Origin of the sequence: Chromobacterium sphagni (assembly GCF_001855555.1) — a bacterium.
GTDB classification, from domain to species: domain Bacteria; phylum Pseudomonadota; class Gammaproteobacteria; order Burkholderiales; family Chromobacteriaceae; genus Chromobacterium; species Chromobacterium sphagni.
In genome coordinates, this window is sequence record NZ_MKCT01000021.1 from 65,479 (window position 1) to 77,890 (window position 12,412).

Annotated in this window: 11 protein-coding genes; all 11 read right to left on the reverse strand. The window is 61.9% G+C overall.

The window, feature by feature from the left end:
• Position 1 precedes the first annotated feature (1 nt).
• A complete protein-coding gene (locus BI344_RS11600; RefSeq protein ID WP_071113110.1) occupies positions 2-337 on the reverse strand; it encodes an EscU/YscU/HrcU family type III secretion system export apparatus switch protein in 336 nt (111 codons plus the stop codon).
• Complete coding sequence (gene fliK, locus BI344_RS11605; protein WP_071113111.1) at positions 321-1,358, reverse strand: flagellar hook-length control protein FliK; 1,038 nt, start codon at positions 1,356-1,358, stop codon at positions 321-323. Before fliK ends, BI344_RS11600 begins: the two co-directional genes overlap by 17 nt.
• Entirely contained in the window at positions 1,355-1,732 is a 378-nt protein-coding gene (locus BI344_RS11610) for a DUF2802 domain-containing protein (RefSeq protein WP_206600374.1), read from the reverse strand. Before BI344_RS11610 ends, fliK begins: the two co-directional genes overlap by 4 nt.
• Before the next feature lie 121 nt (positions 1,733-1,853).
• Entirely contained in the window at positions 1,854-2,192 is a 339-nt protein-coding gene (locus tag BI344_RS11615; RefSeq protein ID WP_139166971.1) for a flagellar protein FliT, read from the reverse strand.
• An 8-nt stretch (positions 2,193-2,200) separates the two neighbouring features.
• Positions 2,201-2,623, reverse strand: coding sequence for a flagellar export chaperone FliS (fliS, locus tag BI344_RS11620; protein WP_239690819.1), 423 nt, complete (start codon positions 2,621-2,623; stop codon positions 2,201-2,203).
• A gap of 68 nt (positions 2,624-2,691) precedes the next feature.
• Positions 2,692-4,032, reverse strand: a complete 1,341-nt coding sequence (gene fliD / locus BI344_RS11625) for a flagellar filament capping protein FliD (RefSeq protein WP_241499319.1) — start codon at positions 4,030-4,032, stop codon at positions 2,692-2,694.
• A gap of 59 nt (positions 4,033-4,091) precedes the next feature.
• A complete protein-coding gene (locus BI344_RS11630) occupies positions 4,092-4,514 on the reverse strand; it encodes a flagellar protein FlaG (protein ID WP_071113116.1) in 423 nt (140 codons plus the stop codon).
• A 73-nt stretch (positions 4,515-4,587) separates the two neighbouring features.
• A complete protein-coding gene (locus tag BI344_RS11635; RefSeq protein ID WP_071113117.1) occupies positions 4,588-5,436 on the reverse strand; it encodes a flagellin N-terminal helical domain-containing protein in 849 nt (282 codons plus the stop codon).
• Positions 5,437-5,655: 219 nt separating this feature from the next.
• Entirely contained in the window at positions 5,656-6,504 is an 849-nt protein-coding gene (locus BI344_RS11640; protein WP_071113118.1) for a flagellin N-terminal helical domain-containing protein, read from the reverse strand.
• A 174-nt stretch (positions 6,505-6,678) separates the two neighbouring features.
• Entirely contained in the window at positions 6,679-11,379 is a 4,701-nt protein-coding gene (locus BI344_RS11645) for a glycosyltransferase (RefSeq protein ID WP_241499320.1), read from the reverse strand.
• A 63-nt stretch (positions 11,380-11,442) separates the two neighbouring features.
• Positions 11,443-12,412, reverse strand: a 970-nt coding sequence (locus tag BI344_RS11650) for an NAD-dependent epimerase/dehydratase family protein (RefSeq protein ID WP_139166972.1), incomplete at its 5' end; no start/stop codon positions are given.

The window sequence follows — 12,412 nt, forward strand, 5'->3', positions numbered from 1 at the left end:
ATCAGGGATTGTTGACCGGCGTCTTGCGGCCGGCGAGCCAGTCTTCGAATTCGGCGCCGCCAGCGCCCGCCTGCCGTTCCAGGTAATAGACAAAGGCCAGGATTTCCGCCACGGCGCGGTAAAGCTCGGGAGGAATGTGCTTGTCCAGGTCCACCTGCATCAGCAGGGAAACCAGCTCCGGCGAATCGTGGACGAAAACCCCCGCGTCCTGCGCGCACTCGATAATGCGCTGCGCCATCTGGCCGTAGCCCTTGGCCACCACCCGCGGCGAGCGATGCCCATCCTGATAGGAAAGCGCCACCGCTGAGCGGCGCTTGTCGTCATTCTGTTGGTTCATTCTGATTTACTACCAAACTGGCAAGGGTCAGTCCGGCCGCCGCCATGCCGCTTTGCAACCGAGCGGCGTTCTGCTGGATTCTCTGCCCGGTATCGCCCTCGTCGGCGCTGAAAGAAACTTGCACCGCCTGGCCGACCAAACGCACTCTCACCGCCATGCCGCCCAAGGCCGGCAACTCCAACGACAAGCTGGTATTCCAGACCGGAATCTCCTCCTGCCCGTCGCCGCGGCGCTCGTTCTGCAACTGCTCCTGCTCGATCTGCAACTGCATCGGCTGGCCGGGCCAGGCCAGGCCCTGAAACTGCACGGCCCGGTTTTCCAAGCCATCCAGTTGACGCTGCACCAGGCCGCCCAGCTCCTGCAGCTGCGGTTTGGTCTGAGCCTGGCTCTGGCTGCTTTTCGAGCCTTCGTCCAACGCCTGCAGCGTCAGCGTCAGCTTGGCCTGCGGCTCCTGCTTGAGCTGCTCCAGCGGATGCAGGCCATTGCTGAAGTCCTTCAGATGCGATTCGTAAAACAGGCCGCTCTGCTTGACGTCCTGCTGCAGTTGCCTAGCCAGTTGGGCGGGAGGATGTTCGGCCGCGTCCAGTTGCAGCGGCTTGCTCGGCGCGGCCGACTCGCCGGAACTGAGCAAGGTGGTGAGGTAGCGGGACGCCTGGCTGAGCTTGACCGCCACCGAGCTATCCTGAGGCGGCGGCGCGTCTTTGCCGCCGTCCTGCAGCGCGAAGGTGAGGGCCGGCTCCAGCGAGACCACCTTGAGATTCAGGGTATCGCCGGAAGGGTTCACGCCCGGCGGCAGGCTGAGCGTGAACAAGCCGTTCTTGATCAGCACCGCCAGCTGGTTATTGCCCAGTTGATCCGCCACCTTGGCGGTCAACAACTCTCCCACCATCAGCGATGGCGGTTTCGAGGGCTGGACCAACGCCTCCAGCAGCCGGGCGCCGTCTACCGAGGTCCGCAGCTGATTGAGGCTTTGCGCACCTTGCGTGGTGGTGGCGACCGCATTGGGTAAGGACGGAATCATGAAGTGGGACTGTTACGGTAAAGTGAGACGATCAGCTCCGCTTCGCTGCGGGAAATCCCACAACGCGACGCCACCTCGGAGGCGGTCAGCCCCTGGCGTATCATCTCGATGGCCTGATTATACGGGCTCAGCCCAGGCTCGGCCTGGGAGTGCAGCTCCAGCCGCGACTGCAGCCGGCTGACATCGCGCTGCAGCGAGCTGATCTGCTGCTGATGCTGATCAAGGTACAGCGAAGTCAGGCTGTCCCGCTTGCTTTCCAGCCGCTGCACCCTGCCGAAAAGATAAACCACCACAACCGCCAGCATCAGCCATAGTACGACCATCAGATAAGGGAACAAGGCGCCGGACATGGAGAATTCCCCTCGGGTGAACATCCGCATTGACTTTAAGTGTATGGCGAAATACAGCACAACCCAAGTCAAAACCCCACCACCCGATACTCAGTTCCGGCCTGGTCCGCCCCTGTCGATCCAGCATTGGCAAACCAGTCAGCCCTTACAGCTTGTACTGGCGGTTCAACTTGGAGCTTTGACGCAGCGCCTGCAACTCGTGCTTGAGCTGCTCCGCCCAGCCAGCCATCTGCTGCTGGATCTGTCCGCGCAAAGCCAGCACCCGGCGCAGGGTGTCGCGCTGTTCAGCATTCAGGCTTTGGCGCTCGCCGGCTTCGAGCCTTTTCAACAACTGCTGGGTGTAGGCTTCCTGCCGGCGATACAACTCGACGAAGCGCCGCCGTTCATGGTTCCTTGCCACCTCCAGCGTCTGTTGAGCCAACGGTTCCAAAGAGTTGATCAGTTCAGCCAAACCGCCTTCGGTCATTGCAAATTGCTGCTCCATGGCGACCTTCAGGCTCCAGGCTGGCCGTTGGCGCTCTGCGGCTTCATACCATTGTCCTTATCGACCTGCTGCCACGCCGGAAGAATGGTTTCCAGCAGGCCCCGGACTTCCGCCAGCATATCCTTGTCGTTCTTCAGGCTGGCCTTGGCCAGACGCAACTTCATGTACAGGTACAGGTCATTCAGATTGACCGCGGCCTCGGAAGCCAGATCCAGATCCAGCGCCACCCGCAAGCCTTCCAGGATGTCCACGGCCTTGGAAATCATCCGCGCCTTTTCGTCGAAGCGGCCGGCATCAATGGCAACGCTTGCCGAATTGATCGCCTTGATCGCCCCTTCATACAGCATCACGACGATACCAACTGGGCTGGCCCCATAAACCGCAGTCTTCAAAGCATCATTGGCATATGCCTGATTGAACTGCTTGAGCATTCGTGAATTCAGCATGGGTCACCATCATTTCTAAAGCCACCGAACGGCTGGTGCCGCCCGGCGTGATTTTACCTGGAAATCAGGCTGAGCAGGCTGTTTGACCCCGCCTGCATCTGCGCGAGGGTTTTATTTAACGCCGTGTACTGCTGCAACAACTGGGTCTGCTTCGAGTCCAGCCGGGCCTGCAGCGAACTTTGCAACTGCGTCTCCGTGCTGACCCGGCTCTTGATCGTGGCCTTGCTGGTTTCTATCAGGCCTGTTGGCCCCAACATGGCGTTGATCTCCTGGTTGAAACGCTGGGCAAAGCCTGTATTGGCGGCGTTGCCGAACAGGTTGGTCACCGCCTGCTTATCTTTCTTCAACGCATCGTTGAAGGCGGTTTGATCCAACTTCAGCGTGCCGTCCTTCTGCAAGGAGATGCCGGCTTGCGACAGGAAAGCCACCGAGTTGACCGGATCGGCGCCCGCCACCGGGGTCGACAGCACCTGCTGCAGTCTGGTTTGGATATCCAGTATCGATGAATTACCCTTCATGGTGCCGCTGCGCGCCGCCTTGACGTCGCTCACCACCTGGTTGTACGCATCGACAAACGCTTGCAGGCCCTTGCCTACGCCGGCGCTGTCAGGCGACAGCGACACGGTGAAGCTGCCTGCCTTGTAAAGATCAATTTCCACCCCGGGAATCGCGTCGGACACCTTGTTGCTGCCCGCGGTAATGGCCACGCCATTCACGGTCAGGCTGGCATTCTGGGCATTCTGCGACTCCTTGGCGCCGTTGTCGCTCTGCGTCAATCCCGCCAGCGAGGAGCCCGCGGTCGAATGCGAATCCTGACCGCCGCCGGTAATGGTGAACTGGTTGTCGGTGCCGGAATCCGCCGAGGCCAGCACCAGCTTGTACTGGCCGCCGTTCTGCACGATGGTGGCGTTCAGACCGATGCCCGCGGCATTGATCTTGTCGTTGATCGTCTGCAGGCTCACCGCGTCGCCCGGCTTATCGCGCAGCTTGACGGTCTGGGCCTTTCCGTTGATCTGGAAAGTCAGCTGGTCGGGCGCGCCGCTGATGGCCGTTTTGGGATCGGCGATGTTCTGCCCGCCGGCCTGGTCGAACACCAGTTGCCGGTTGGTCGCCAGATTGTTCACCGCCACCTGGTAGGTGCCGGAATTGCCACCGCTGGTGGTGGAGACCGCCGCCATCGATGAATCGCTGACGGTCGCCTTGAACACCTGCAGGAAACGGCCGGACGACAAGGATGTCATCGCGGTCTGCAAGGCGGACAAGGACGAATTCAGCTTGCCGACGGTGCTGAGCTGCGTATTGTACTGGTCAGACCTGTTGAGGCTGGCATTCAGCGGTTGTCTTTCGATCATCATCAGCTGGCTGACGATGCCCTGTACATCCAATGCACCCACGGAACTGGTAATGGCTGTCATGTTATGCCCATGTTATAGCCGCATCGGGACAGTCGTAATCAGGCTTTGTCCTTCAGCAAAAGTCCTTTGAAATCGCCTATCGCCTTGGCGATACGCAACGCTTCTTCAGACGGAATCTGGCGAATCACTTGGTTGTTGGACTTGTCGATCACCTTGACCACGGTGGCTCCGGTGTCCTTATCAACCGAAAACTGCAGCGAGCTATTGTACAGCGACGCCGCGTTGTTCAACTGGCTCACCGAATCTTGCAATTGCTTGGGATCGGTTTGCTGCTTCTGCGCATCGGCAGACGACTGTTGCTGCTGGCTCTGCCCAGCCGCAGCCACAGCCTGAGTCGAATCAGCCAAAACCGGCTGACTCTGATCACTAGAAGACGCTTGCGCCAATTCAACCTGTTGCTGACGCGGCACCGGGCTAGTCGCAACCGTGGAGGCTGGCGACAAAATGGAAGGGATTTGCATGATCACGCTCCTAATGGCTGCAACTCCGGCTGCCCAACCGGAGTTGCAGACTGGCTATACCATCAGTCTATACTTACTGCAGCAGTGTCAAGGCTGCTTGGGGCAGTGCGTTGGCCTGTTTCAGAATCGAGGCGCCCGCTTGTTGCAGGATCTGGTTCTGTGTCAGATTAGCCGTTTCCGATGCAAAGTCCACATCCACGATACGACTGTTGGCTGCGGTCAGGTTTTGCACGTAGTTTTGCAGGTTGGACACTACGGCGTCAAACCGGTTCTGCACCGCGCCGAAAGTCGACCGCACCGTGGAAATTTCCCCGATGTCCGCATCCAGCGACGACAGTATCGCCGACGCGCCGGACTGGGTCGTGATATTGATCGTACCCGTTGCGCTCAGAGACGAGTTGTAGCTGCAGAGCACGCCGGCCGAGGTCAGGTCGACCGAGGAGATCGATACCTGGTTGTTGGCCGCGCCGGACGAACCCACCTGGAAAGTCAGCGTGGAGCCGCCGGACAACAGGCTGGTGCCGTTGAACTGCGTCGTCTGAACGATACGCGAAATTTCCTGCGTCAGCTGGTCCACTTCGTTCTGCAGCTGCGAACGGTTAGTGTTGCTGACCGAGCCGTTGGCGGACTGCACCGCGATTTCGCGGATACGTTGCAGGTTGTTGGCGATCTGGCCCAACGCGCCTTCAGCGGTCTGCCCTACGGAAATACCGTCGTTGGCATTGTTGATCGCCTGGTTGTTACCATTGATGGCAGACGTCAACGTCTGCGAAATGGCCAGACCGGCGGCGTCGTCCTTGGCGCTGTTGATGCGCAAACCGGAAGACAGGCGTTCCAAAGACTGGGACAGGGAACTCTGCGAATTGTTGAGGTTAATCTGTGCTCGCAGCGACGATATATTAGTGTTGACGGTAATGGCCATGATGACTCTCCTGATACTCAGTGTGGGCAAAGAGGCTTGCTTACACTGCATATCGGCCAGTCCATTCCGAACTTTACGGTCAAAGTGTGAATTTTCACATTTTGCAATCCGTCAGCCAGCGCCCCGCCTCACATCATTTCATCGCCATCGCCTTTTCCCAATCGTCATTCGTTGCGCGACCGCGCCGCCGCCCTAGCAGACGGCGACGCGGCAAGATCCTTACTGCAGCAGCGTCAGCGCCGCCTGCGGCAGGGAGTTGGCCTGCTTCAGGATGGAGCTGCCGGCCTGTTGCAGGATCTGGTTCTTGGTCAGGTTGGCGGTTTCCGACGCGAAGTCGACGTCCATGATGCGGCTATTGGCCGCGGTCAGGTTCTGCGTGTAGTTCTGCAAATTGGAAACCACCGCGTCGAAACGGTTCTGCACCGCGCCGAACGTGGAACGCACGTTGGAGATGCTGGCGATGTCGGCATCCAGCGACGACAGCACCGCCGAAGCGCCGGACTGGGTGGTGACGTTGATGGTGCCGGTATTGGTCAGGCTGGAGTTATAGGCGTTAAGCGAGCCGGCCTTGCTCAGGTCGGTCGCCGACACCGAAACCTGGTTGTCGCTGGAACCGGACGAACCCACCTGGAAAGTCAGCGTGGCGCCGCCGGACAGCAGGTTGGTGCCGTTGAACTGGGTGGTCTGAACGGTGCGCGAAATTTCCTGCGTCAGCTGGTCCACTTCGTTCTGCAGCTGCGAACGGTTGGTGTTGCTGACCGAGCCGTTGGACGCCTGCACCGCGATTTCGCGGATGCGCTGCAGGTTGTTGGCGATCTGGCCCAGCGCGCCTTCAGCGGTCTGGCCGACAGAGATGCCGTCGTTGGCGTTCTTGATCGCCTGGTTGTTGCCGCGGATCGCCGAGGTCAGCGTCTGCGAAATGGCCAGGCCGGCGGCGTCATCCTTGGCGCTGTTGACGCGCAGGCCCGACGACAGGCGCTGCAACGATTGCGACAACGAGTTGCTGGAGCTGTTCAGGTTGATCTGCGCCTGCAACGACGATAAGTTGGTATTAACGGTAATTGCCATGTTTTTCCCCTAGATGGCCAAACCGGCCGAATGATTGACTAGCTGCTTAGCCAACAGATCGGCCATTCGCGGGGAACTTGTATGAAAATGGCACTATTACCAAAAAAATGCGCGCATCCGCCATGGCAATAAAAAATGGCCCCGCAGGGCCATTTCATCGAAACAAGGCTGTCCTCAGCCGTGCAGCACGCGGAACCAGTCCTCGTGATGCTCCTCCAGCCAGTAATGCTGGCGTACCCAGGCGTTAAGCGCATCGCCTTCGGCCTCGGCGGCATCCAGATCGTAGATCCTGGCGCGAATCGCCTCTACCCAGGCGGTCGCCTGGTTGGACACCCGGCAGACCGGCGCGGCGTTGGTCTGGTAGGGGAAGATGTCCGAACACACCACCGGCCATCCCAGCGCGCCGTACTCCAACAGCCTCAGATTGCTCTTCGCCTCGTTGAAGCCGTTCACCTCCAGCGGTGCCACCGCCAGATCCAGATTCAGCGTCGCAATCGCCGGCGCATACTCGCCAAACGGCACCGCGTGGTGCATCTCGGCGACAAAGGGGCGGAACTGCGGCAGGCACATGCCCATGAATACCCACTCCACCTCCTCGTGCGTCTGCAGGATCACCTCGTACAGCAGCTCCAAGTCGCCGCGGTGCTGGCCGGCGCCGATCCAGCCCACCCGGGGCTTCTTGCCCGCCCGGCGCTGCGAGCTCAGCTTGCCCCAAATGGTCTTGCGCAGGCGGTTGGGCGCCACCACCACCTCGCCGACCATGCCGGCGGTCAGTTCGGCCAGCGGCTCGGTCGACACCACCGCGGCATCGCACAGCTTCAGCACCCGACGCAGGCGCTGCTTGGCGTCGGGATAATGGCGCTTCCAGTGGTCGTACAGATTGCTCTTCTCCGGCGTGCCGCCGACCAGGTCGTCCAGGCCGAACACCACCCGCATGCCCGGCAGGTATTCGCGGAAGGCGGACACCGAATCGTAGATGTAGTCGCTGATGCCGGTATGCAGCAACAGGGTGTCCGGCGCCTGCCGCGCCAGCTCGATGATGGAGGGAATGCCGACCGACGGCTGATGGATCTCGCCATCCAGCCTGCCCTTCTCCTGCAACACCGACAAGGGCTGGCTCAGCCGGTATTCGCCGCTGCCGCCGGGAACCGGCATGCCCAGCACCCGTTTGCGTCCCGGCAGTTGCGGGTCCCAGGCGACGACGCGCTGCGCCTCGATGTCGACCCGCTTGCTGCGCAGCGACAGATGGCGGTTGAATCCGGGATCGCGCGCCAGCACCGGCATCCAGCGGGCCAGCATCGCCTCCATTTCCTCGCGCTCGCGCACCGCGGCCTCCAGCGCATGGCGCGGGTCGGTGGTGACCCGGCCTATACTCTTGGCGTGGTGGTGGTAGAGCACGACGAAGGGATTGTAGACATTGCGCAGGCCGCCGGCCTGGATCTTCAGGCAGAGGTCGACATCATTGAAGCAGACCTTGAACTGCTGCTCGTCCATGCCGCCGACCGCGTCGTAGATCTGCTTTTCCAGCAGCAGGCAGGCGGCGGTCACCGCTGAGTAGTTCTGCATCGTCAGGCTACGATTCTGATAGCCCCCCTGCATGAAGTCCTGACCCTCGAACACGTGATCGGCGACCGAGAACATGCCGCCCGGCATGCCCAGCACGATGCCGGCGTGCTGCACCTTGCCCACCTCCGGGTACAGCAGGCGGGCGCCGACCGCGCCGACGCCCGGCTGCTGGGCGGTGGCCAACATGCGCTCAAGCCAGCTCTCCAGCACCACCTCGGTATCGTTGTTCAGCAACAGCAGGTATTCGCCGTGCGCCGCCCTGGCGCCCAGATTGCACTGCGCCGAGAAGTTGAACGGCGCGTCGTAGTCGAGCACCTGCACCCGGCCCGGATAGCGCGCGCTGATCTGCTGGTAATACTCGAAGGTTTCCGGCTGTTCGGAACGGTTGTCGACGATCAGCACCTCGAAGTTCTGGTAGCCGGTCAGGCCGAACAGGCTTTCCAGGCAGGGTTCCAGGTATTCGAGCTTGTCGCGGGTCGGAATCACGATGGACACCAGCGGCTGGGCCAGCAGCTGGTATTCGTAATGGTAGGTGCCGAACACCAGTCCCTCGCCGACCTTGACCGGCAAGCCGCCGCGGGCAGCATGGTTTTCCAGCGCGATCTGGCGCGACGCCTGTCCCAGCTGGTCCAGTTTGGGGTCGACCCAGGGCAGCGATATCAGCATATCGTCGACATGGCCAATGCAGCCGTCGCCCAACTGTTCGTACAAGCGCAGCAGCGCATCATAGCAATGCGCCTGCGGATAGGCCTGGAAGCCGCCTATCATCGACAGCTTGATCGTCGAAAACGCCACCGCCTGGCCGATGTAATCCATCGAGCGCAGGTAGTCGATCGAGAAGTCGGGACGGAAGGCGGGGCGGAAACGCTCGCCCATCGGCGAAATGATGTCGCTGTCGGAATAGATCGCCGCCCACTCGGGATGGGTGTGGATCGCTTCGCCCAGGCGCACCAGCGCGTGCGGCTGCAACTGAAAGCCGGCCGGCAGCAGCATCGTCCATTCCGCCGGAATGTCGGCGATGACGCCATTGATCACCGTGGTCACCGCCTGGTCGTCGTCCAGGCTGTCCAGCTGTACCCAGCCCAATTGATCGCTGTTCGTGAAGATCGGGTCCGGCACCGGGCTGTCCGACACCACGATCAGGCGCCAACTGCGGTACAGCTGCCGCTCCATCGCCGCGAAGCTTTCCGCCAGCCGCTCCAGGCTGCCGGCCGGCGCCAGCGCGATCAGATTGAACATCGGCCGCTGGCTCCAGGCCAGCATCATCCGTTCGGCCAACTGCTCGGCATGCACTTCGCGCAGATTGTGCTGCTTCACCCAGCGGCGGTACACCCCCAGCGCTTCCATGTCCGACTCCACCGTGGTGCGGGTGGTGATGCGGCCGAGTTCGACCGGCGCCTCGGGACGCAGATGCTCGGGCAACAGTTCGGCCAGACTCTGGAACAGCTCGCCGACGCGGTGTTCCAGCAGCCGGTGCTCGACAATGTGCCGGCGCGCCGCAGCGACGCGCTGCTCACGCAGCTGAGGCTTGTCTATCAGCTCACTCAGCGCGTCGATCCAGGCCTGCTCGGTATTCTCCACCACCGTGGCCAGACCGCAGTCCTTCAACCAGGCGTAGGGCTCCACATCGGACACCACCGCCGCCGCGCCGACCACCGAATACTCCAGCCATTTCAGGTCGGACTTGCAGTCGTTGAACTCGCTGGCCAGCAGCGGAGCGATGCCGATGTCGATGCGCAGCTCGGCCAGATCCCGCAGGTAATCGTTGTAGCTGACGAAGTCGGACACCTGACGCGCGTCCTTGACACCGACGAAGCCCGGCGGCACCTCGCCCCAGAACACGAAGCGCACCTGGCCGGCGTATTCGCCATAGATGCGTTGCAAGGCGGCGGACAGCATCGCCATGTCCTTGTCGTGGGTACTGGTGCCGGCGAAGCCGATGGTGATCTTGCCCTGGCGCGGCAAAGGCTCGACCAGGCGCTCGCTGGCGAGCAGGTTGGGGAAGACCAGAACCTTGTCGTTATACGGCCTGACCTTCTCGGCCAGCGCCTCGGTGGTCACCGTCACCAGCGCGCATTGCGGCAGCAGCCATTCGATGCCTTCGAACGACGGCTGGCACAGATTGTGCATCGCATGCTGCTCCGGCATGCCCAGCAGCCAGTCGTCCAGCTCGTAGACGATGGGCTTGCCCGAGGCGATCATCTCGTTCAGCACCGGACGGTATTCCGGGAAGGGAAACACCCGTTGCACGATGAACAGGTCCATCTGCTCGACGAACTCGTTGTCCGACTTGAACGGATACTGGCCGTCGAACATATAGGAAGACTGATACTTGAAGTGATGGCAGTCGAACGCCGGCTCCATCAGCCCCAGCGCGTCGCCCAGCCGCAGCTTGTAGCAGGCGGTGTCGAGGTTGTCGCGCGTCAGCACGCCGATGCGCGGCTTGCGCGGCGTGGTGCGCTCGATGCGCAATTGTTCCGCCTTCTCGACGGCGGCCCGCTGCGTCACCTCGATGAAATGGTCCAGCGCCGGCCAAAAGGCCTCGGCCTGTTTCTCCAACTGTTCGCGCAGCAACGGCATCGTCTGCCTGGCGCGCTCGATCTCGTCCGGGGCGGTGCCCCAGGCGACGCCGAACGATCCGGTCTCCTCCTGGCAGAAGGCGCTCTGCGCCCACTCGCCGGGCATCACCACGCCTACGCAGCCGCACAACACCGCCTCGGCCGCCAGCGCCGACACCTCGCCGGAATAGAAATACTCGCAGCTCTGGAACAGGTCGGCCAGCGCCTCCCAGCTGTCCGGATACTGCTGGGTGATTTCCACCGCGTCGGGCGGCAGCAATGCCGGATCGATCAAGGCCTGGCGCTTGCGTCCCTGGTAGTAGCAAACCTTGCCCGGCACCCGTTTGGCCGGATCTTCCGGCGGACGGAAAATCGATAGATCGACAGGGGGCAGGAACAGCAACTGATCCTTGGGCATTCCCTCCTGCACCAGGCCGGAGCCATAGGCGAACAATATGTCCTGGCTGCCATAGGAGCCGCCGCCCAGAAAACCGGGCCGATTCAGCAGATAACGCACCACCACCCTGCCGCGCATGGGATTGCCGCTCACCACCTCCGGATAGATGATGATGGGCTCGATGTGGTTCGCCTTGTAGTAGTCGAACTGCTCTTCGTTCAAGAACGGCGTGCGCAAGTCGGGATTGCACTCGCGCGTGGTGATGTAGGCCTCCTGCCCGGACCGGTTCAAGGCATCGCACAGCATGTGCATGACCCGCACCCCGGCCGAATTGCGCCGATAGTCGGGAGCCATGATGTAATAAGGATGGGGACGTTTACTATAGAGCGTTCGCATGGTTTCCCTATCTACTGTTTTTTACGTGTGGTCCGGCCGGTAATACCGGGCGGTAAGCGCGATCAGGTCCGGCAATGGCGTCCAGACCTGCAGGTCCATCTCTTCGCGCGCCTTGCTGATATCGGGAACATAATAACCGCTGGCGCTGCTGGCCACCGCCTGCCCTTGCACATGCAGGGCCAATGAGGGATTCAGTTGCTGCCTGATCTGCTCGACCAGTTCAACTATGCTGACTTCCTGGTCCGAACCGACATTATATGCCGCGCCATCTCGCCCGCACTGCAGCAGTTGCAACAGCCAAAAGGCCAGATCCGGGTAGGCCAGGAAGGAACGCACCTGCCGCCCGTCGCCGCGAATGACGATATCATCGCCGACGAGCGCGCTGCCGAGAAAATTGCCGAAGGCGAAATGGGCGTCTAACGGCATGTCCGGGCCGGCGAAAGCGAAACAGCGGGCGGAAACCACCTGCAGGCCGAACTGCTGGCGATACAGCGTGCCCAACAGCTCCACCGCCCGCTTTCCCTCGCCATATTCCGAAGGCGGCTGCAGCGGGTCGGGCCCCATCGCGCAGTCTTCTCGGATCGGCTGCGTGAACGGGTTCTTGCCGTATACCGCGCCGGACCCCACCAGCAGCACCCGGCAGCCGGGCAGCCGGGCGGCCTGGTCGAACACCCGCCGGGCGCCCTGGTAGTTCAGGTCCCAGCTCTGCAGCGGCGACAGGCTGCTGGCATGGCTCTCGCCGGAGCCGTGGATCACCAGGCGGACATCGTCCGGTATCAACAGCTTGCGGACATCGCCGCTCTGCCACCCCAGCCAGTCTTCGTTGCGCCATTCCGGATACCGATCCAGAAACGCGGCGGGGTCGCGGCTCAGCACCGTCACCCGGAACCGCGCGCCGCCGCGGCGCCAGTGCCGCAACGCGCGCAACAGCGCGCGGCCGATGATGCCTGTGCCGCCGGTGATCAACAGATGACCACTCTCCAGGCCACGC

What these genes read in the sequence shown, in the direction of transcription:
- fliK (WP_071113111.1), bottom strand. Translation starts at nt 1,358, where the DNA reads ATGATTCCGTCCTTACCCAATGCGGTCGCCACCACCACGCAAGGTGCG.
- BI344_RS11610 (WP_206600374.1), bottom strand. Translation starts at nt 1,732, where the DNA reads ATGTTCACCCGAGGGGAATTCTCCATGTCCGGCGCCTTGTTCCCTTAT.
- BI344_RS11615 (WP_139166971.1), bottom strand. Translation starts at nt 2,192, where the DNA reads ATGGAGCAGCAATTTGCAATGACCGAAGGCGGTTTGGCTGAACTGATC.
- fliS (WP_239690819.1), bottom strand. Translation starts at nt 2,623, where the DNA reads ATGCTCAAGCAGTTCAATCAGGCATATGCCAATGATGCTTTGAAGACT.
- BI344_RS11630 (WP_071113116.1), bottom strand. Translation starts at nt 4,514, where the DNA reads ATGCAAATCCCTTCCATTTTGTCGCCAGCCTCCACGGTTGCGACTAGC.
- BI344_RS11640 (WP_071113118.1), bottom strand. Translation starts at nt 6,504, where the DNA reads ATGGCAATTACCGTTAATACCAACTTATCGTCGTTGCAGGCGCAGATC.
- BI344_RS11635 (WP_071113117.1), bottom strand. Translation starts at nt 5,436, where the DNA reads ATGGCCATTACCGTCAACACTAATATATCGTCGCTGCGAGCACAGATT.
- BI344_RS11645 (WP_241499320.1), bottom strand. Translation starts at nt 11,379, where the DNA reads ATGGCTCCCGACTATCGGCGCAATTCGGCCGGGGTGCGGGTCATGCAC.
- BI344_RS11600 (WP_071113110.1), bottom strand. Translation starts at nt 337, where the DNA reads ATGAACCAACAGAATGACGACAAGCGCCGCTCAGCGGTGGCGCTTTCC.